Origin of the sequence: Burkholderia sp. BCC0419, assembly GCF_902830285.1 — a bacterium.
Lineage (GTDB): Bacteria > Pseudomonadota > Gammaproteobacteria > Burkholderiales > Burkholderiaceae > Burkholderia.
In genome coordinates this window covers 160,103-178,922 of the sequence record NZ_CADESR010000007.1, presented here as the reverse complement: position 1 = coordinate 178,922, position 18,820 = coordinate 160,103, and the positions used below count along the sequence as shown (strand labels likewise).

General features: G+C 68.4%; 19 protein-coding genes. 11 read left to right on the top strand and 8 right to left on the bottom strand.

What is annotated here, in order from left to right:
- Nucleotides 1-15: 15 nt before the first annotated feature.
- The 6 genes from fliE to HWW87_RS27675 all read left to right on the top strand — a co-directional run bounded on the left by fliE (nucleotide 16) and on the right by HWW87_RS27675 (nucleotide 4,204).
- On the top strand, nucleotides 16-360 hold the full coding sequence (gene fliE, locus HWW87_RS27700; protein ID WP_006486991.1) for a flagellar hook-basal body complex protein FliE: 345 nt from the start codon (nucleotides 16-18) through the stop codon (nucleotides 358-360).
- Nucleotides 361-633: 273 nt separating this feature from the next.
- A complete protein-coding gene (gene fliS, locus HWW87_RS27695) occupies nucleotides 634-1,068 on the top strand; it encodes a flagellar export chaperone FliS (RefSeq protein ID WP_006486995.1) in 435 nt (144 codons plus the stop codon).
- Nucleotides 1,065-1,397, top strand: a complete 333-nt coding sequence (locus tag HWW87_RS27690) for a flagellar protein FliT (RefSeq protein WP_174434738.1) — start codon at nucleotides 1,065-1,067, stop codon at nucleotides 1,395-1,397. The genes fliS and HWW87_RS27690 overlap by 4 nt, the downstream gene beginning before the upstream one ends.
- Nucleotides 1,398-1,530: 133 nt before the next feature.
- A complete protein-coding gene (locus HWW87_RS27685; RefSeq protein WP_175822980.1) occupies nucleotides 1,531-2,886 on the top strand; it encodes a flagellar hook-length control protein FliK in 1,356 nt (451 codons plus the stop codon).
- Nucleotides 2,883-3,200 carry an EscU/YscU/HrcU family type III secretion system export apparatus switch protein gene (locus tag HWW87_RS27680; protein ID WP_006477526.1) on the top strand — a complete coding sequence of 106 codons (318 nt, stop codon included), beginning with the start codon at nucleotides 2,883-2,885 and terminating at the stop codon, nucleotides 3,198-3,200. The genes HWW87_RS27685 and HWW87_RS27680 overlap by 4 nt, the downstream gene beginning before the upstream one ends.
- Nucleotides 3,201-3,469: 269 nt before the next feature.
- Nucleotides 3,470-4,204: a PepSY-associated TM helix domain-containing protein gene (locus HWW87_RS27675; RefSeq protein WP_175822979.1), complete on the top strand. Its 735-nt coding sequence runs from the start codon at nucleotides 3,470-3,472 to the stop codon at nucleotides 4,202-4,204.
- A 61-nt stretch (nucleotides 4,205-4,265) separates the two neighbouring features.
- On the opposite strand, the gene HWW87_RS27670 is transcribed toward HWW87_RS27675, so the two are convergent.
- The 8 genes from HWW87_RS27670 to HWW87_RS27635 form a co-directional block, all read right to left on the bottom strand.
- Nucleotides 4,266-5,291 carry an XdhC family protein gene (locus HWW87_RS27670; protein WP_175822978.1) on the bottom strand — a complete coding sequence of 342 codons (1,026 nt, stop codon included), beginning with the start codon at nucleotides 5,289-5,291 and terminating at the stop codon, nucleotides 4,266-4,268.
- A 259-nt stretch (nucleotides 5,292-5,550) separates the two neighbouring features.
- Complete coding sequence (locus HWW87_RS27665) at nucleotides 5,551-6,957, bottom strand: amino acid permease (protein ID WP_175822977.1); 1,407 nt, start codon at nucleotides 6,955-6,957, stop codon at nucleotides 5,551-5,553.
- Nucleotides 6,958-7,171: 214 nt separating this feature from the next.
- Nucleotides 7,172-7,828 (bottom strand): response regulator transcription factor RqpR, encoded by a 657-nt coding sequence (gene rqpR, locus HWW87_RS27660; protein ID WP_174434562.1) that lies wholly within the window; start codon nucleotides 7,826-7,828, stop codon nucleotides 7,172-7,174.
- Nucleotides 7,829-7,835: 7 nt separating this feature from the next.
- Complete coding sequence (rqpS, locus tag HWW87_RS27655; protein ID WP_175822976.1) at nucleotides 7,836-8,645, bottom strand: quorum system sensor histidine kinase RqpS; 810 nt, start codon at nucleotides 8,643-8,645, stop codon at nucleotides 7,836-7,838.
- Between the two features lie 416 nt (nucleotides 8,646-9,061).
- Nucleotides 9,062-9,832, bottom strand: coding sequence for a ferredoxin--NADP reductase (locus tag HWW87_RS27650; RefSeq protein ID WP_027785701.1), 771 nt, complete (start codon nucleotides 9,830-9,832; stop codon nucleotides 9,062-9,064).
- A 310-nt stretch (nucleotides 9,833-10,142) separates the two neighbouring features.
- A complete protein-coding gene (locus HWW87_RS27645) occupies nucleotides 10,143-10,958 on the bottom strand; it encodes an endonuclease/exonuclease/phosphatase family protein (RefSeq protein ID WP_174434565.1) in 816 nt (271 codons plus the stop codon).
- Nucleotides 10,959-10,963: 5 nt separating this feature from the next.
- Nucleotides 10,964-11,452 carry a hypothetical protein gene (locus HWW87_RS27640; RefSeq protein WP_175822975.1) on the bottom strand — a complete coding sequence of 163 codons (489 nt, stop codon included), beginning with the start codon at nucleotides 11,450-11,452 and terminating at the stop codon, nucleotides 10,964-10,966.
- A 146-nt stretch (nucleotides 11,453-11,598) separates the two neighbouring features.
- On the bottom strand, nucleotides 11,599-12,327 hold the full coding sequence (locus HWW87_RS27635; RefSeq protein ID WP_174434567.1) for a nitroreductase: 729 nt from the start codon (nucleotides 12,325-12,327) through the stop codon (nucleotides 11,599-11,601).
- Between the two features lie 264 nt (nucleotides 12,328-12,591).
- On the opposite strand from HWW87_RS27635, the gene HWW87_RS27630 reads away from it, so the two are divergent.
- The 5 genes from HWW87_RS27630 (at nucleotide 12,592) to HWW87_RS27610 (ending at nucleotide 18,745) form a co-directional block, all read left to right on the top strand.
- Nucleotides 12,592-13,560: an AAA family ATPase gene (locus HWW87_RS27630; RefSeq protein WP_175823063.1), complete on the top strand. Its 969-nt coding sequence runs from the start codon at nucleotides 12,592-12,594 to the stop codon at nucleotides 13,558-13,560.
- A gap of 156 nt (nucleotides 13,561-13,716) precedes the next feature.
- Nucleotides 13,717-14,826, top strand: coding sequence for an NAD(P)/FAD-dependent oxidoreductase (locus HWW87_RS27625; RefSeq protein WP_175822974.1), 1,110 nt, complete (start codon nucleotides 13,717-13,719; stop codon nucleotides 14,824-14,826).
- 158 nt (nucleotides 14,827-14,984) lie between these two features.
- Entirely contained in the window at nucleotides 14,985-15,296 is a 312-nt protein-coding gene (locus HWW87_RS27620; protein ID WP_027785695.1) for a high-potential iron-sulfur protein, read from the top strand.
- Between the two features lie 190 nt (nucleotides 15,297-15,486).
- Complete coding sequence (locus HWW87_RS27615) at nucleotides 15,487-16,794, top strand: MFS transporter (RefSeq protein ID WP_175822973.1); 1,308 nt, start codon at nucleotides 15,487-15,489, stop codon at nucleotides 16,792-16,794.
- 322 nt (nucleotides 16,795-17,116) lie between these two features.
- Entirely contained in the window at nucleotides 17,117-18,745 is a 1,629-nt protein-coding gene (locus HWW87_RS27610) for an ABC transporter substrate-binding protein (protein WP_174434571.1), read from the top strand.
- Nucleotides 18,746-18,820 lie beyond the last annotated feature (75 nt).

Below are 18,820 nucleotides of genomic sequence, written 5' to 3'. Positions count from 1 at the left end.
ATGTCTGGGGACAGCATGACTGCGAACGTCAGCGGAATCGGTTCGGTGTTGCAACAGATGCAGTCGATGGCCGCGCAGGCATCCGGCGGCGTCGCGAGCCCGACGGCGGCGCTGGCCGGCTCGGGTGCGGCGACGGCCGGCACGTTCGCGAGCGCGATGAAGGCGTCGCTCGACAAGATCAGCGGCGACCAGCAGCACGCGCTCGGCGAGGCGAAGGCGTTCGAGGTCGGCGCGCCGAACATCTCGCTGAACGACGTGATGGTCGACATGCAGAAAGCCAATATCGGCTTCCAGTTCGGGCTCCAGGTCCGCAACAAGCTAGTGAGCGCTTACAACGACATCATGCAGATGTCGGTGTGAGGGGACGGCTATCCGGCGACGGGCATCCGGGGACGGCCATCCGACGACGGGCATCCGGGGACGGCTATCCGGCGACGAGCATCCAGGGACGGGCATCCGGGGGCGGTTCGGCGCGTGCAGAACGGGGCCGGCGAGCCGGCATCGCTTGCCCGGCGGCAGCCGCCGCGCACCTAAAGCTTTTCAAATCCCTTCCGATAACTCCGGTGAAGGCCGCGCCGTGCGACGCACGGCAGCGGCTCCCGACTAGCCAAGGCAAATAACAAGGAGAAGCGCATGTTTTCCCCAGGACACGCTGGAGCCAGTGCGTACGCGCGTGTCGGCGTCGAGACCGGGGTGATGGGCGCCTCCCCGCACCGGCTGATCGCGATGCTGTACCAGGGCGCGCGGCAGGCGATCGCGCTGGCGCGCATGCATTTGCAGCAGGACAACGTAGCCGGGCGCGGCGAAGCGATCGGCAAGGCGATCCGGATCGTCGAGAGCGGCCTGCAGGCGTCGCTGAACCGCGACGCGGGCGGCGAGATCGCCGACCGGCTCAATGCGTTGTATGCGTATATCGGCCGGCGCCTGCTGGAAGCGAACGCGCAGGCGAGCGACGCGATGCTGGTCGAGGTCGACGGCTTGCTCGCGACGCTCGAGGAAGCATGGACGGGCATCGCCCCGGAAGTCGCGCGGATGGCCGCGCAACAGGTAGCGGAAGCATCACGATGAATCACAAGGCCGAATACTTCGCGCTTTACGAGGCGCTCGCCGCCGTGTCGGGCCGGATGCTGTGCGCCGCGCGCGGCGCCGACTGGAACGCGTTGCCGGGGTTGCAGGCCGAATTCATGCAGCTCGTCGACGGGTTGAAGGAGGCCGATCCGGGCGTCGCGCTCGACGAATCGGATCTCGGCCGCAAGCTCGACCTGATCCGCCGCATCCTGGCCGACGACGCCGCGATCCGCGATCTCGCGAGCCCGGACGTCGCGCGGCTGTCCGCGCTGTTCGAGGCGCGGCGCTCGACGCAGGTATTGACCGATCTGTACCGCGCGCGCGGGTAGGGCCGTGTTCCGGGAGACGGGCGCGCGGCGCCCGGGCCCGGTGCCGCATGCGGCGCGCGCTGTTCCCGCGGGTGGCACCGGCGTGCCGCGCCCGGATTCGCAACGATGTGGCTGACATGAGCAGGCTCCGATCATGACCGGTATCGACTCCGTTGCAGCCGCGCTGCTGGCGAGCCGCCTCGACAGCCTGCTGACCGGCACCGTATCGGCGCCCGCCGGCGGCGGCGCGACCGCGCAGGTCGGCACGCCGGGCGCCGGCGCGTCGTCCCCGCCGCCGGCCGGCAGCCCGCCCGCCGCACCGCCCGCTTCCACGCAGACCGCGCTGTCCGAGGTCGGGCGCGCGCTCGACGCGATCTCGCGCTCGGGCGGCGATGCGACGCCGGCGATCGTCGGTCGGCTGCCGCTACTGGCCGATCCCACCGTGCTGCTCACCGATACGCCCGTGCCGGCTCGCGCGCCGGCTGCGTCCGGTCCCGCTGCGTCTGCCACGCCGGCTTCCGCGCAAGCGTCGTCCGCTGCGGCGGCGCGCGATGCGGCCGCGCCGCCGCCGGTCGCGGCGCTGCGTGCGGCGCTCGCGCAGGCCGTGAGCGAAAGCGGCCTCTTCTACGAATCCCATCTCGCGCAGTGGCTGGCCGGCCAGCGTCCGCTCGCGGCGCTACTGCGCGAGCCGCAGGCACGCCTCGCGACCGCGCTCGCGCCGGCCGACCCGGAAGCCGTCCCGCACGAATCGACCGACGTGCTCGACGAACTGCTCGCGCAGCGCCCGCCGCTGCCGGCCGCCGCGCGGGCAAGCGCGCCACCGCCGGCCCAGGGCGGCGCGCCTGCGCGCGACCCTGCGCAGGCCGCGCCGGCGGCGGGCCGGCCGGGCGCGTCGTTGCCGCCCGACACCGCCGATCCGTTGGCTGCGCACGCCGATACGCGCTGGACGCCCGCGCGTGCCGAGCTGGCCGCCGGATCGTCCGATCCGCAGGCGCAGCCGCTCGCGACGGTGCATCCGGCCGCCGTGCCGCTCGTCCGGCAGCAGCTCGATGCGCTCGCGACCGACCAGTTTCGCTGGACCGGCGAGGCGTGGCCCGGCGCGCGGCTCGACTGGACGATCGAGCCCGACGAACCGGGCCACCGCGCACCGCGCGGCGGCGGTGGCGACGACGCGGGCGACGGCATCGCGTGGCGCACGCGCCTGACGCTGACGCTGCCGTCGCTCGGCACGGTCGATGCCGAGCTGGTGCTGAACGGCGCGCAGCTCGTCGCGCGGCTGCGCGCGAACCAGACGGGCGCCGACCGTCTCACGCGCCACGAAGCCGCGTTGCGGCAGCGGCTCGAAGGCTCGGGGCTCAAGGTGGGCGGGCTGTCGATTCGCGCGGTCGACGACGGACCCGACGGCTTCGACCTGTTCGCCGCCCAGGCAGCCGCCGCCGCGTATGCGCGCGGCGCGGCCGGCGGCCCCGGCGCGCGGGTGCCGGGCGACGATGACGAGGCGCTGCCATGAGCATGACGTCCCGCAAGCGCGCGGCCGCGCTCGTCTACGACCCGAAAGGCGGCGATGCGGCGCCGCGCGTGGTGGCGAAGGGCTACGGCGTGCTCGCCGAGATGATCGTCGCGCGCGCGCACGATGCAGGGCTGTACGTGCATACGGCGCCGGAGATGGTGTCGCTGCTGATGCAGGTCGATCTCGACGACCGGATTCCGCCGCAGCTCTATCAGGCGGTCGCCGACCTGCTAGCGTGGCTGTACGCGCTCGATCGCACCGAGCCTGCGCCGGACGACGCCGCGCCGCGTTTTCCGTTGCCGCCGTTGCGCTGAACGGCCTGCCGTCGGGCGGCTTCTTACGAACGGCTGTCCGCGGCTTGCGGGATCATTCCGCCGGTATTTGCGGTCTATCGATCGTCATCGCATCGCAACGTGTGCCTTTCGTCCGCGTTCGCGCGCACGCCGAACCTGCCGCTCCGCACGCGTACGGATTGAGCCGGCTTTCGATTTATGTAATGATATCCATTCTCATTTTCATGTTGCCCGGGCGGCGCGCATTCCCTGCGCGCCGCCCGTCGTTTTGAACGAATGGATACTTTCGCGTGAACGCGCCCGAAACGATCGACCCGCCCAAGACGGGCATGCCGCGCGCCGGCGTCACCGTGCTGCACCCGGCGGGCCGTCCGCTGAACGACGACGAACTGGCCGCGCGCCGCCAGCGCTCGCGCCGCGCGACCTTCATCAAATGGCTGCGCAAGGTGCATGGCTGGGTCGGGCTGTGGGGCGCGGTGCTCGGGCTGCTGTTCGGCGTGACGGGCGTGCTGCTGAACCACCGCGCGCCGCCGCTGAAGATTTCGACCGGCGAGCCGCAGGTCGAGGAGATGCAGGTCGCGCTGCCGGATCCGGTGCCGAAGACGCCCGCCGCGATGACGAAATGGTTGCAGCAGGAGCTGCATTTCGACGGCAAGCCGGGCCGCATGCGCAAGGAGCCCGCGCAGGCCGTCGCATGGGGCGACAAGCGCGTGATGCAGCCCGAGCACTGGCAATTCGGCGTGTTCGGGCCGCACCAGAACCTGCAGGCCGAGTACTGGGTCGGCAACGGCTACGTGTCGGTGAAGCGCACGGGCAACACGTTCCTGACGACGCTGAACAACCTGCATCGCGGCGTCGGGATGAATCTCGGCTGGGTGCTGCTGATGGATACGATCGCAGGCTCGCTGATCCTGCTGTCGCTGACGGGCGTGCTGCTGTGGACCGAGCTGAACAAGCGCCGCACGGTCGGCGTCGTGCTGGTGGTCGGTTCGGTTGCCGCCGCGCTGGCAGCCGGCCTGACCTGATCGACGTTCGCGCCGGGGTGGCGGCGGGCGGCCGGCGAGCGTTACCGCCCGCCGCTGCGGGTCAGAGGCCGCAGGCCGCGCCGCTGTTCGCCGCGATTTCGCGCGCGGCCTTCGCGCCTTCGACCTGCAGGATCGTCGGCAGCGACACGTTGTTCTTCGCGGCGGTGATCTCCGCGAGGATCGAGATCGCGATTTCCGGCGGCGTCCGGCTGCCGATGTAGATGCCGGCCGGCCCGTGCAGCCGGGCCAGTTCCACTTCGTTCAGGTCGAATTCGCGCAGCCGCTCACGCCGCGCCGCGTTGTTGCGCCGCGAGCCGAGCGCGCCCACGTAGAACGCGGGCGTCTTCAGCGCCTCCATCAGCGCGAGATCGTCGAGCTTCGGGTCATGCGTGAGCGCGATCACGGCCGAACGCGCATCGAGCTTCATGTCGAGCACCGTATCGTCGGGCATCGTACGGACGACGCGCGTGCCCGGCACGTCCCACGCATCCGTGTATTCCTCGCGCGGATCGCAGACCGTCACCTGATAGTCGAGCCCGACCGCGATCTGGCACAGATAGCGCGACAACTGGCCGGCGCCGATCACGAGCATCCGGTAGCGCGGCCCGTGGATCGTCACGAGCCGTTCGCCGTCGAAGGCGAGCCCGTCGGCTGCCTGCGCGGGCGACAGCGACGCGCGGCCGGTCGCGAGCGCCATCGTGCGCGTGACGAGGCGGCCGGCCTCGACTTCCGCGCACAGCGCGGCGATCCCGCTGTCGCGCGTGAGCGGTTCGAGCACCAGCTGGATCGTGCCGCCGCAAGGCAGCCCGAAGCGGTGCGCTTCCTCGGCCGTCACGCCGTACTTGAGCGCTTCCGGGCGCGCATCGACCGCAATGCCGCTCGCATGCACGCGGGCGATCAGGTCGTCCTCGATGCATCCGCCGGACACGGAGCCGACCACCAGGCCGTCCTCGCGCACCGCGAGCATCGCGCCTTCGGGGCGCGGCGACGAGCCCCACGTCTTCACGACCGTCACGAGCAGCACGCGGCGCCCTTCTTCGAGCCAGCGCGCGCTGGATTTCAGTACATCGAGATCGACGCTTTCCATCGTTTTTTCCTGTTGCCGGACGGCCCGCCGCGCGGCGCCGTCGTTCGATGGCGGGATTATGAACCGGCCGGCGCGCGCGTGCAGGCGGCGCGCCGGCCGGTGCGGGCAAATCCGGAGGATCGGGCAAGACATCGCGACGATCGGACAGGGATCGTGCGGTTGCAGAGGGTTGCTGCCGGGAGAGGGGGGCGTGCGGAGCCGGTGCCGGCCCCGCGCGGGGGTCGTCATGGCGCACCGCGGAGGCGCGCCATGACGGCGCTCAGTGCGCGTCGGGGTGGCCGTGCGCGAGCTTCGAGTGGTGCCGCGAGTACAGCGCGTAGATCACGAGGCCGATCACGAGCCAGATGCCGAACGCGGCCCACGTGACGGGCTGCAGGTTCAGCATCAGGAACAGGCACGCCGCGACCGCGAGGATCGGCACCACGGGCACGCCCGGGCAGCGGAACGCGCGCGGCAGCTCGGGGTGCGTGCGGCGCAGCACCAGCACGGCGATCGACACCATCGAGAACGCCGCGAGCGTGCCGATGTTGATCAGCTCGGCGAGCACGTTGAGCGGCACGAGCGCGGCGATCAGCCCGAAGAACAGGCCGACCAGCCAGGTCGTCAGGAACGGCGTCGCATAACGCGGGTGCACGCGCGACAGCGCGGCCGGCAGCAGCCCGTCGCGCGACATCGCGAAGATCACGCGCGTCTGGCCGTAGCTCATCACGAGGATCACGGTCAGCATGCCGAGCACCGCGCCGAGATCGATGAAGCCGGCCACCCACTTCTCGCCGGCGGCCTGCAGCGCGTACGAGATCGGGTGCGAGATGTTCGCGTACTGGGCCGACGGCACGATGCCGGTCGCGACCGCGGCAACCGTCACGTACAGCACCGCGCACACCGCGAGCGACGCGATGATGCCGATCGGCAAATCGCGCTTCGGGTTCTTCACTTCCTCGGCCGCCGACGACACCGCGTCGAAGCCGATGAACGCGAAGAACATCACGGCGGCCGCGCCGAACACGCCGTTCCAGCCGTGCGGCATGAACGGCTTCCAGTTCGCGGGCGTCACGTGGAACAGGCCGACCGCGATCACGAGCAGCACGACCGACACCTTGATGAACACCATGATGTTGTTGATGCGGGTCGATTCGCGGATGCCGATCGACAGCAGCGTCGTGATCACGATCATCACGAGGAACGCGGGCAGGTTGAACCACGTGACGACGCCCGGCACCGCGCCGGGCGCGGCCGTCAGCACGGCCGGCAGCGACAGCCCGAAGCCCTGCAGCAGCGACTGCAGGTAGCCCGACCAGCCGACCGACACGGCCGACGACGCGAGGCCGTACTCGAGCATCAGGTCCCAGCCGATGATCCACGCGGCGAGCTCGCCGAGCGTCGCGTACGAATACGTGTAGATCGAGCCGGCGACGGGGATCGTCGACGCGAACTCCGCGTACGACAGCGCGGCGAGGCCGCACGCGATCGCGGCGATCACGAACGACAGCATCAGCGCGGGACCGGCCTGGACGGCGCCGGTGCCGGTCAGCACGAAGATGCCGGTGCCGATGATCGCGCCGATGCCGAGGAAGGTGAGGTCGATCGCGCCGAGCGCTTTCTTGAGCCCGGCGGCTTGCGCGCCGGCGATCATGCGATCGACGTTTTTCTTGCGGAAGAGAGACATTGCGGATGGATCGCCAGCACGCGCAGGCACGGCGCGCCGACTGAGTGAAAACCCATAATTTTAGCTGATTTGGCGTGCAAGCCCGGCTGCGGCGCAGCGGGGCGCCGCGGAATCGGCCGATAAAACAAGCGTTTGCGCGCGAAACGGGCGCGTTCGAGCGCGGCGCGGCGGGCGCCGCGTCGCCGGATCGGACGAATTCGAGTGGGCTGGGGGATCAGGCGCCGGCCGCGGGCGCCATGTCGACGAGCTGGTTGCTCATCACGTAGAACGTGAGTTCCGCGTTGTTCGACAGCCGCATCTTCTCGAGCAGCCGCGACCGGTACACGCTCACCGTCTTCACCGACAGCGACAGCGTGTTCGCGATATCGGTGAGCCGCTTGCCCGACGCGAGCATGCAGAGCGTCTGGTATTCGCGATCGGACAGCTTCTCGTGCGGCAGCGGTTCGTTCTCGAACGACACGTATTCGGCGAGCGCCTCGGCCATCGCGGGGCTCACGTACTTGCGGCCGGCCGCGACCTGCTGGATCGCGCCGATCATCTGCGCGGCGTTGACCGTCTTCGACAGGTAGCCGGCCGCGCCGGCCTTCAGCGCGCGCACCGCGTACTGGTCCTCGCGGTACATCGAGAACATCAGCACCGGCGCGCGCGTCAGCTTGCGCTTGAGGCGCTTGAGCACCTCGATGCCGTTCGTGTCGGGCAGCGAGATGTCGAGCAGGATCACGTCGAATTCCTGCTTGTCGACGGCGGCCATCGCGTCGCCGCCGCTCTCGGCCTCGGTCACGTCGCGCGCGACGCCGCGGTCGATCAGCAACTGGCGGATCCCTTGCCGGACGATTGCGTGATCGTCCACGAGCAGGATGTTCAGGCTCATCGCGACCTCACGAAAGCGACGTGCGACGGGCCGCGACCGGCACCGCGAGCAGCGAAGCCCACGCGAAGCGCGCGGTGACGCGCGTGCCGCGGCCGGTGGCCGGCGTGGCCGTCTCGAAGCTGCCGCCGAACGCCTCGCAGCGCGCGCGCATGCCGGCCAGGCCGTAGCCGTTGCGGCGGGGCCGGGCGGCGAAACCGGTCCCATCGTCGGCGACACTCAGCGACAGGTGCGTCCCGTCGGTGACGATCCGGACGTCGACCGACGTCGCGCGCGCGTGTTTCGCGACGTTCGACAGCGCTTCCTGCGCGACGCGGAACACCGCGAGCGCGCTGGCGCCGGCGAGCTGCGTCAGGCGTGCATCGGCCGCGCACACGAAGCTCGTGCGCAGGCCGGTGCGCGCCGCATGGGTGTCGATCCACGATGCCAGCGCGCCGACCATGCCGGCATCGAGTGCCGGCGTGTCGCGCTCGTCGATGAGCCGGCGATTCGCGTCGGTCGCGGCGTCGAGTGCCTGCTGCGCCAGCGCCAGTGCGCGCAGGCAGCCTTCCGGCGCATCGGCCGGCAGCCACGTTTGAACGTTTGCGAGCGCGAAGCGGGCGGCGGTCAATTCGGCGCCGAGCCCGTCGTGCAGCTCGCCGGCCAGGTGGCGGCGGGCCGCTTCGTCGGCGGCGAGAAGCTGGGCGGAAAGTGCCGCGATCCTCGCGGCGGACGCGTCGCGCTTCGGCGCTTCGTCGGCCATGGGCGGAGTAGCAGCCATGCGCTGCCGCGACGGGAACGGGGCGTGGGCGCCCAAGGGCGCGTTAAGCGACGTATCCATGACTCTCCCTGCTGTCAGAAAGCGGTTCAGACACCGGCTGGCTGCGTGGGCTGGCTGCCGTTTCGATGACGGTCGCCGCCGGAGAATCGCTCCATGCCGAAGTAACAAAAGTTACGTCTTGTAACACTTGCATCCGACCCTTTCACGCTCATCCGAACGGCAACCACGCGCGCCGAATAATATCTCAAAATTTCTGAAAAGGTCATGTCGGGCGGACATTTAAGGGTAAATGTGAATAATCGGAATGAAGGTGTTGTAGGAAAAACACTGACACCCGACCACCGGGCGATGACGTATCCAAATGTAACTATTTGAGATGGAATGGTCCCAGTTTGTTACGAATTCGCCAAGTCCGGACGAAAAAAAACCGGAGCTTTTGCTCCGGTTCTTGATGCGGCACAAATTTCGGGGGCGGATCAGTCCACGAACGCGCGCTCGATCACGTAGTGGCCCGGCGCGCTGTTCTTGCCTTCGACGAGGCCGGCCTGCTTCAGCAGCTCGGTCGTGTCCTTCAGCATCGCGGTGCTGCCGCACAGCATCACGCGGTCGTTTTCCGGCGAGAACGCCGGCACGCCGAGATCCGTGAACAGCTTGCCGGTGGCGATCAGGTCGGTGATCCGGCCTTCGTTGTCGAACGCTTCGCGCGTGACCGTCGGGTAGTAGACGAGCTTTTCCTTGATGATGTCGCCCAGGTACTCGTGGCCCGGCAGGTCGTGCTTGATGTAGTCCATGTACGCGAGCTCGCCCTTCAGGCGGCACGTGTGAGTCAGGATCACCTTGTCGAAGCGGTCGTAGATGTCCGGATCGCGGATGATCGACATGAACGGCGCGAGGCCCGTGCCCGTCGACAGCATCCACAGCGTCTTGCCCGGCAGCAGGTTGTCGGCCACCAGCGTGCCCGTCGGCTTCTTGCCGATCAGCACCGTGTCGCCCACCTTCAGGTGTTGCAGCCGCGACGTCAGCGGGCCGTTCTGCACCTTGATGCTGAAGAATTCGAGATGCTCTTCGTAGTTCGGGCTGACGATCGAGTAGGCGCGCGCGAGCGGCTTGCCGTCGACTTCGAGGCCGACCATCGTGAATTCACCGTTGTTGAAGCGCAGGCTCGCCTCACGGGTGCAGGTGAAGCTGAAAAGCGTGTCGGTCCAGTGATGGACGGATTGGACGGTGGCGGTGTCGTATTTGCTCATGGCTTTGAAAACGGACGCGCGTGGCGAACGCGTGTAACGGGCCCAAAAACGGGCAAAAAAAACCGAGTGCGACGGCCCGATCGCGGATCGGCCGGCCGGCGCGTCGGACACGCGCCTTCTCGATGACAGACGTTTGAGGAACTCGTTATTTTACCCTGTTGACGCGGATCGCGGGCTTGACCCCCGCGGCTGCGCGGATTTGGCGCAACATATCCTTTCAACGAACTTTCAGTGATCGGCGGCGAGTTTCGCGCCGCGGCGAACGCGCTGTGGCGGCGCCGTGACCGGGAGGCGCGACCGTTCGGCCGAGTTACTGCGGATCGAGGCGCAGGCGCGCGATGTACGGCAGGTGGTCCGACAGCCACGCGGCTTCGCCGGACGGCGCGCGCCATTCGAGCGGCGTCAGGCCGCGCACGAACATCTTGTCGAGCGCGAGCGCCGGCGAGAACGCGGGGAACGTGCGGCCCGATTCGCCGAGCAGCGTCGCGACCTCGGACAGCCCGATCTCGCCGAACAGCGCGACCGAATCGTTGCGCCAGTCGTTGAAGTCGCCGGCGAGCATCAGCGGGCCGTCGCCCGCGTTGCGCACGATCCAGTGCGCGATCCAGTGCATCTGGCGCAGCCGCGCGGCGCGCGTGAGCGCGAGGTGCGCGCACAGCAGCGTGACCGGGCGTGCGCCCGCGAGCGTCGCGCGCGCGACCAGCAGCCCGCGCCGCTCGAAGCGGTGCGCGGAGATGTCCCAGCGGCCGCCGAGGTCGAGCGGATGCGGCGACAGGATCGCGTTGCCGTGCCGCCACGACGGCTTGAACACGTTCGGCCCGAGCGCGATCTGCCAGTCGAGCGCCTGCGCGATCTCGGTGGCCTGGCAATGCCACACGTCGTCGACCGTGTCGTCCATCGGCGCGCCGAAGCCCGGTGCGAGCAACGGGCGCGGCATGCGGCGCGCCATCGCTTCCTGCAGGAAATACACGTCGGCGTGCATGGACTGCATCCAGTTGCGCATCGCGTTCCACGCGGTGAAGCCGAGCGGCGAGCGGCCCTTGTGCAGGTTCCAGCTGACGGCGGTGATTTCGTCGGGCGCGGCGTGCGGTTCGGCGAACGGCAGGGAGAGGGCGTCGGCGGACATGACGCTCAGTCCTTCGCGACGTGCGCGCGCACGCGGTACACGAGATGCGGATGCTGCTCGACGAGCGTCCAGTCGGTCCACGCGTCACCACCGACCGCCAGGCCGGGGTGGCTCGCGACGATTTGCCGCGGCGACGCGGGCAGGCACGGATCGCCGCGCGTCGCGTTTTCGTCGTCGAGCGTTTCCTGCACGTCGAGCCCGAGCGACACGGTGTTCGCGTTGGCGTCGACGGCGAGCGGGGCGACCGTCACCGCGCGCGCGCGCTCGGTCGGCACGACGCGCGCGGCATTGCCGCAGCCCACCGGCACGGAGGCCGGATAGCGATGGGTATCGGTGCGGGACTGGCCCACGGTGGTGTTTTGCTGGAACGTGTCGATCGTCTGACCGTCGCGCACCACCTGGATTTCCCAAGCGACGACGGCCGGCGCGGGGCTCTGCGCATGGGCGGCGAGCACGACGCTCGCAAGCAGGACGGCCAGGCCGTGTTTCAGCATGAAACGTCTCCGGAAACGCGGAATAGCGGGGAACGGACGCACATCTTACGCCCGATCGATTGCGGTCGTGATGGGACAGGACGTGCCGCGACAGGTTCGCAGCACGATGCGGTCCTGCTCGGCAGGTAAGGCCGCGTCATGCGTTTTCAAGCGAAAAAGCGCGTGAACTCGGCGACGCTCGCGCGCTCGGTGACGAGGCGGTTTTCGAGCGCGTCGGGGTCCGCGTGGCCGAGCGCCATCCCGCAGACGAACTGTTCGTTCGGCGGAATGCCGAGGTGTTCGGCGACGATCCGGTGAAACGGCACGAACGCGGCCTGCGGGCAGGTATCGAGGCCGCGGGCGCGCGCGGCCGTCATCACGCCTTGCAGGAACATCCCGCAATCGAGCCACGCGCCATGTGTCATGACCCGGTCCAGTGTGAAGAACAGCGCGACCGGCGCATCGAAGAAACGGAAATTGCGCGCGTGCTGCGCGTGCATGCGTGCCTTCTCGTCGCGGCGGATGTTCAACAGGCCGTACAGATCCCAGCCGACCTTGCGGCGCCGGTCGATATACGGCGACACCCATTCGCGCGGGTAGTAGTCGTATTCGGCGACGTATTTCTCGTCGCGGGCGGGATCGTCGTAGGCCGCGGTGAGCGCGGCGGCGAGTGCGTCGCGCGTGGCGCCTGTCGCGACGTACACGCGCCACGGCTGGATGTTGGTGCCCGACGGCGCGCGGCTCGCGGCTTCGAGGATCGCTTCGATCGTATCGCGCGGCACGGGCGTCGGCAGGAACGCCCGGACTGAGCGACGCGACTTGAGCGCGGCGTCGACGGCATCGACGGAACGGATCGCGTCGGAATCGACGCGCGGGGAAGCAGCGGGGACGGACATCGGCAACCCTTCGGGCGAAGTGTCAGGCGAGGTGCGGCGCAGCGTGTGCGCGGCGCGCGGGCGCGATCGGCGAGCCCGGCGCGAGCCTTGTGAACGTTCGATCATACGCCGCGGCGCGCGGCCGTGCAGCGTGCGCGCGCTGTTAGCAGCAGACGCGCCCGGCTGCTTGCTTGCATGGCGATGCGGGATCGCTACACTGAAATCGTAAGGGTCTGATGAGTATGTGACGGCAAGTGCAGCGAGGGTGGTATGACGACGACGGCGATGGTGAAACAGGAACTGGCGGTGGCGTCCTTCAGCACGGTGTACGACCTCGAGCAGGTCGAGACGGCGCTGAGCGACCTGAACGAGAGCGCAAGCGACGCACTGCGCTCGACCTACGAGAGGATGCTCAAGACGGGGAATCTGCGCTTCTGCGTGAAGCCGAACCGGATGCCGTCGTTCGACGCGCTCGGCGAAGCATTGCCGAATTTCGGCGAGCCGCTCGACGACGTGCGCAAGCAGATCGCGCTGTGTCTCGAAACGGACGACCGGCTCGAACTGATGCCGATCCTGCTGCTCGGGCCGCCCGGGATCGGCAAGACGCATTTCGCGAAGGCGCTCGCGCAACTGCTCGGCACCGCGTACCACTACGTGCCGATGAGTTCGCTGACGGCCGGCTGGATCCTGTCGGGCGCGTCGTCGCAATGGAAGAACGCGAAGCCCGGCAAGGTGTTCGACGCGCTCGTGAACGGCAGCTACGCGAACCCGGTGATCGCGGTCGACGAGATCGACAAGGCCGGCAGCGATGCGCAATACGATCCGCTCGGCGCGCTGTATGCGTTGCTCGAGCACGACACCGCGCGCGCCTTCGTCGACGAATTCGCGGAAGTGCCGATCAACGCGGGCAACGTGATCTGGATCGCGACCGCGAACGACGCGCAGGCGATTCCGGAGCCGCTGCTCAACCGGATGAACGTGTACGAGATCGCGGCGCCCGATGCGGCCGGCGCGCGCCGGATCGCGCAGACGATCTACGACGAGATCCGCACGTCGCATGCGTGGGGGCGGCGCTTCCCCGATACGCTCGGCGACGATGCGCTCGACGTGCTGGCCGCGACGCCGCCGCGGACGATGCGCCGTGCGCTGCTGCACGCGTTCGGCGCCGCGCGGCTCGCCGGCCGCGACGCGATCGGGCCGGCCGACATCCGCGCCGACGAAGGCGCGGCGAAGCGCCGGCCGATCGGCTTCTGATGCGGCCACGCGCGCACGGCTGCGGCGTGCGCGCGTGGCGTTCGTTGCGCGTCCGGCCGCGTCGTCGCGACGCGATGCGCATGCGTTCGGCAAGCGGGCGAACCGGGACGTACAATTCTTATCTCTCCCTTCGACGCGCGAGCAGCGCGAACAGCCATGGAGCAGACGGATTGTGTCGTGATCGGCGCGGGTGTCGTCGGTCTGGCGATTGCGCGCGAGCTTGCCGCGCGCGGGCGTGAAACGATCGTGCTCGAGGCGGCCGACGCGATCGGCACGGGCACGAGTTCGCGCAACAGCGAGGTGATTCACGCGGGGCTCTACTATCCGCGCGGGTCGCTGAAGGCGATATCGTGCGTGCGCGGGCGCGACCTGCTGTACGAATTCTGCGACACGCATCACGTGCCGCACCGGCGCACGGGCAAGCTGCTCGTCGCGACGAGCGCCGCGCAGGTGAAGCAGTTGAAGGCGATCGCCGCGCGCGCGGCCGAAAACGGCGTGCTCGACCTGCTGCCGCTCACGCGCGCCGAGGCGCAGACGCTCGAGCCCGCGCTCGAATGCGTGGAGGCGCTGTTCTCGCCGTCCACGGGCATCGTCGACAGCCACCAGCTGATGCTCGCGCTGCTGGGCGATGCGGAACGCGACGGCGCCGTGTGCGCGCTGCAATCCCCGGTCGAAGCGATCGACGTGCTGAGCGGCGGGCGCTTCATCGTGCGCACCGGCGGCGCCGCGCCGGCCGAGATCGACGCCGCCTGCGTGATCAACAGCGCGGGGCTCGGCGCGCAGGCGCTCGCGCGCCGCACGCGCGGCCTCGATCCGCGCTGGGTGCCGCCGCTCTATCTCGCGCGCGGCAATTATTTCAGCCTGTCGGGCCGTGCGCCGTTCTCGCACCTGGTCTATCCGATGCCCGATCGCGCGGGGCTCGGCGTGCACCTGACGTTCGATCTCGGCGGGCAGGCGCGCTTCGGCCCGGACGTCGAGTGGTGCGATGCGCTGCGCTACGAAGTCGATCCGGCGCGCGCGGGCGCGTTCTACACGTCGATCCGCGCATTCTGGCCGGGCCTGCCCGACGATGCGCTGCAGCCGGCGTATGCGGGCATCCGGCCGAAGGTCGCGGGGCCCGGCGAGCCGCCGGCCGACTTCATCGTGCAGGGCGCCGCGCAGCACGGCGTGCGCGGGCTCGTGAACCTGTTCGGCATCGAGTCGCCGGGGCTCACCGCCGCGCTCGCGCTCGCGCAGCGCGTCGGCGACATGGTGTCGCGCGCGTGACGCACGGCCCGCCGCCGCGCGGGCCGGCCGCGCGAAACCCGTGTGAAATCCCTTATCTCCGGCATTTCGGCGCGCACATTTATTCGCTTGGGCGTTATTCTGTCGAACGGTCGTCGTCAGAACGGCTTTCAAACCGATAACGTTGGAGCGAGTCCCCCATGAAAACATCCCGTCGGAGTTTCCTGATTACGAGCATTGGTGCCGTGTCCGCGCTGGCGCTGTCGCGCGAAGCGCTGGCCGATGCGCCGATGCTGTCGGAAACCGATCCGACCGCGGCGGCGCTCGGCTACAAGGCCGATGCCACGAAGGTCGACAAGACGAAGTACCCGAAATACGCAGCGGGCCAGGATTGTGCGGCCTGCATGCTGTACCAGGGCAAGAAGGGCTCGGCTTCGGGCCCGTGCGGCGCGTTCCCCGGCAAGCAGGTGTCGGCGAAGGGTTGGTGCAGCGCCTTCTCGAAGATGGGTTGAGGCCCGTGCGGCATCGCGCGATGCCGCATTGCGGCGAAAACCGCAACACGCTCGCCATCGAACGATGGCGGGCGTTTTTTATTGCTTGAAAACGGTTCCGTCGCTTTCTACACTCGCTGCACACCAGCGCGCCGCGGCACCCCGCGCGCCGAACCGCCCGACACGGCGCATTCACGAGGACGAGGCACGCATGGCGACGATTGCGAATTCAACGAAAACGAGCCGGCCCGAGCGTGCGCTGAACCGGCGCGCGGTGGTGGCCGCCGTGATCGGCAATGCGCTCGAGTGGTACGACTTCACGGTGTTCGGCTTCATGACGGTCGTGATCGCCGAGCTGTTCTTCCCCACCTCCAGCGAATACTCGTCGCTGCTGCTCACCACCGCGACGTTCGGCGTCGCGTTCTTCATGCGCCCGATCGGCGGCATCGTGTTCGGGCTGTACGCGGACCGCGCGGGCCGCAAGGCCGCGCTGTCGCTCGTGATCCTGCTGATGACGGCCGGCATCTTCCTGCTCGCGATCGCGCCGCCCTATGCGGCGATCGGCATCGGCGGCCCGATCCTGATCGTGCTCGGCCGCCTGCTGCAGGGCTTCTCCGCGGGCGGCGAATTCGGCAGCGCGACGGCGCTGCTGATCGAAGCGGCGCCGTTCTCGAAACGCGGTTTCTACGGCAGCTGGCAGATGGCGAGCCAGGCAGCCGCGCTGCTGATCGGCGCGCTCGTCGGCGCGGCCGTCACGCGCGGGCTGTCGCACGACGCGCTGCGCAGCTGGGGCTGGCGCGTGCCGTTCATCCTCGGGCTCGTGATCGGCCCGATCGGCTTCTACATCCGCCGCCATCTCGCGGATTCCGAAGCATTCCTGCATGCGCAGCAAAGCGGGCGCCGCGCGACGCTCGGCGAAGTGTTCACGCGCCACCCACGCGAGGTGCTGTGCGGGCTCGGCTCGGTGATCGCGCTCACCGTGACGATCTACGTGCTGATCAGCTATCTGCCGACCTTCGCGGTGAAGCAGCTGAAGCTGCCCTATGCGGAATCGTTCTACGCGGTGATCGTCGGCAACCTGCTGCTGATGGTGCTGTCGCCGGTCGCGGGCGCGTGGTCGGACCGCATCGGCCGCAAGGGGCTATCGCTGTGGTCGCTCGTGCTGACGCTCGCGCTGATGTATCCGCTGTTCGCGTGGCTCGACGCGGCGCCGAGCATCGGGCGGCTGATCGCGGTGCAGGCCGTGCTGTCGGTGACGCTCGCGGGCTACTACGGGCCGTTCGGCGCGATGATCGCCGAGCTGTTCCCGGCCAACGTGCGCTCGACCGGGCTGTCGATCGCGTACAACGTCGCGGTGATGCTGTTCGGCGGCTTCGGCCAGTTCATCGTCACGTGGCTGATCAAGGTGACGGGCACGCCGCTCGCGCCGACCTACTACGTGATGGCGGGGCTCGCGCTGTCGATCGTCGCGGTCGCGTTCGTGCCCGCGCGCAGCGCCGACCTCGATGCGCCGGCGTGAGCGCATGACGGCTCGAATGCCGTCATCGCATCATTTCGCAAAACGCAACGATAGCCGGCCAAACCATGAAAATCGTGTGCCGGACCTTCGTGTTCGCGTCCGAATTGTTTAGTCGTCGAACGAAACATGCGCGAGATGAACGGAACGGTCGCTCGCGCGCGTTTTCGCATCTTTCATTCGCGTCAGACATCGGCAAAAACCCGTGCGTGCGCGTCTAGAAGAGTTTTTTCTCCAGCTTGTTGCCGGATCGCTAGCTCAAGTAATATCCGCGTACGCCGGCTCCCTGGCGGGACCGGTTCCGATCTGGAGACCTGGAGGAAACATGGAATACAACCGTCTGTTGCACACCCTGCGTGTTACCGCCATTGCAGGCGTGGCAGCGGCATCGCTCGGCGTCGCGGGCTCTGCATTCGCACAGATCCCGAACAAAACGCTCGTCTACTGCTCAGAAGGCAGCCCGGCGGGTTTCGATTCCGCGCAATTTACGACCGGCGTCGATTTCACCGCCGCCACGTTCACCGTCTACAACCGCCTCGTCGAATTCGAGCGCGGCGGCACGAAGGTCGAGCCGGGCCTCGCCGAGAAGTGGGACGTGTCGTCCGACGGCAAGGTGTACACGTTCCACCTGCGCCACGGCGTGAAGTTCCACACGACCGACTTCTTCAAGCCGACGCGTGAATTCAACGCGGACGACGTCGTGTTCTCGTTCGAGCGCATGCTCGACCCGAACAATGCTTTCCGCAAGGCGTACCCGGTGTCGTTCCCGTACTTCACCGACATGGGCCTCGACAAGCTGATCACGAAGATCGAGAAGGTCGATCCGTACACCGTGAAGTTCACGCTGGCCGAGCCGAATGCGCCGTTCATCCAGAACATGGCGATGGAATTCGCGTCGATCCTGTCGGCCGAATACGGCGACCAGCTGATGAAGGCCGGCAAGGCCGCCGACATCAACCAGAAGCCGGTCGGCACGGGCCCGTTCATCTTCCGCAGCTACACGAAGGACGCGACGATCCGTTTCGACGGCAATCCTGATTACTGGAAGAAGGGCGCGGTGAAGGTCTCGAAGCTGATCTTTTCGATCACGCCCGACCCGGGCGTGCGCGTGCAGAAGATCAAGCGCAACGAATGCCAGGTGATGAGCTATCCGCGCCCGGCCGACATCGCGACCCTGAAGGCCGATTCGAACGTCGACATGCCGTCGCAGGCCGGCTTCAACCTCGGCTACCTCGCGTACAACGTCGAGCACAAGCCGGTCGACAAGCTCGAAGTGCGTCAGGCGCTCGACATGGCGATCAACAAGAAGGCGATCCTCGAGTCGGTCTACCAGGGCGCCGGCCAGGCCGCGACCGCGCCGATGCCGCCGACCCAATGGTCGTACGACAAGAACCTGAAGATGCCGGCCTACGACACCGCGAAGGCGAAGGCGCTGCTCGCGAAGGCTGGCTTCCCGAACGGTTTCGAGATCACGCTGTGGGCGATGCCCGTGCAGCGCGCGTACAACCCGAACGCCCGCCTGATGGCCGAGATGATCCAGGCCGACTGGGCGAAGATCGGCGTGAAGGCGAAGATCGTCACGTACGAGTGGGGCGAGTACATCAAGCGCGCGCACGGCGGCGAGCAGGACACGATGCTGATCGGCTGGACGGGCGACAACGGCGATCCGGACAACTGGCTCGGCACGCTGCTCGGCTGCGAGGCGATCAAGGGCAACAACTTCTCGCACTGGTGCTACAAGCCGTTCGACGAACTGGTCCAGAAGGGCCGCACGACGACGGGCCAGGATGCGCGCACGAAGCTCTACACGCAGGCGCAGCAGATCTTCGCGCAACAGCTGCCGTTCTCGCCGATCGCGAACTCGACGGTCTATCAGCCGGTGCGCAAGACCGTGGTCGACATGCGTATCGAACCGCTCGGCTATGCCCGCTTCGACGGTGTCAGCGTGAAGTAACCGGGCTGGCGTAAGCTGTTGTCATTGAGAAAACCGGCTTGAAATCATCCGGCGGCGAGGGGCCAAAAGCCCTTC

Excerpts from the sequence above, each read along its gene's own strand:
- HWW87_RS27620 (WP_027785695.1), top strand. The coding sequence starts at position 14,985 with ATGAAAACATCCCGTCGGAGTTTCCTGATTACGAGCATTGGTGCCGTG.
- rqpR (WP_174434562.1), bottom strand. The coding sequence starts at position 7,828 with ATGAGCCTGAACATCCTGCTCGTGGACGATCACGCAATCGTCCGGCAA.
- HWW87_RS27635 (WP_174434567.1), bottom strand. The coding sequence starts at position 12,327 with ATGTCCGTCCCCGCTGCTTCCCCGCGCGTCGATTCCGACGCGATCCGT.
- HWW87_RS27665 (WP_175822977.1), bottom strand. The coding sequence starts at position 6,957 with ATGTCTCTCTTCCGCAAGAAAAACGTCGATCGCATGATCGCCGGCGCG.
- HWW87_RS27650 (WP_027785701.1), bottom strand. The coding sequence starts at position 9,832 with ATGAGCAAATACGACACCGCCACCGTCCAATCCGTCCATCACTGGACC.
- HWW87_RS27615 (WP_175822973.1), top strand. The coding sequence starts at position 15,487 with ATGGCGACGATTGCGAATTCAACGAAAACGAGCCGGCCCGAGCGTGCG.
- HWW87_RS27645 (WP_174434565.1), bottom strand. The coding sequence starts at position 10,958 with ATGTCCGCCGACGCCCTCTCCCTGCCGTTCGCCGAACCGCACGCCGCG.
- HWW87_RS27680 (WP_006477526.1), top strand. The coding sequence starts at position 2,883 with ATGAGCATGACGTCCCGCAAGCGCGCGGCCGCGCTCGTCTACGACCCG.
- HWW87_RS27625 (WP_175822974.1), top strand. The coding sequence starts at position 13,717 with ATGGAGCAGACGGATTGTGTCGTGATCGGCGCGGGTGTCGTCGGTCTG.
- HWW87_RS27685 (WP_175822980.1), top strand. The coding sequence starts at position 1,531 with ATGACCGGTATCGACTCCGTTGCAGCCGCGCTGCTGGCGAGCCGCCTC.
- rqpS (WP_175822976.1), bottom strand. The coding sequence starts at position 8,645 with ATGGATACGTCGCTTAACGCGCCCTTGGGCGCCCACGCCCCGTTCCCG.
- HWW87_RS27640 (WP_175822975.1), bottom strand. The coding sequence starts at position 11,452 with ATGCTGAAACACGGCCTGGCCGTCCTGCTTGCGAGCGTCGTGCTCGCC.
- fliE (WP_006486991.1), top strand. The coding sequence starts at position 16 with ATGACTGCGAACGTCAGCGGAATCGGTTCGGTGTTGCAACAGATGCAG.
- fliS (WP_006486995.1), top strand. The coding sequence starts at position 634 with ATGTTTTCCCCAGGACACGCTGGAGCCAGTGCGTACGCGCGTGTCGGC.
- HWW87_RS27630 (WP_175823063.1), top strand. The coding sequence starts at position 12,592 with ATGGTGAAACAGGAACTGGCGGTGGCGTCCTTCAGCACGGTGTACGAC.
- HWW87_RS27670 (WP_175822978.1), bottom strand. The coding sequence starts at position 5,291 with ATGGAAAGCGTCGATCTCGATGTACTGAAATCCAGCGCGCGCTGGCTC.
- HWW87_RS27610 (WP_174434571.1), top strand. The coding sequence starts at position 17,117 with ATGGAATACAACCGTCTGTTGCACACCCTGCGTGTTACCGCCATTGCA.
- HWW87_RS27690 (WP_174434738.1), top strand. The coding sequence starts at position 1,065 with ATGAATCACAAGGCCGAATACTTCGCGCTTTACGAGGCGCTCGCCGCC.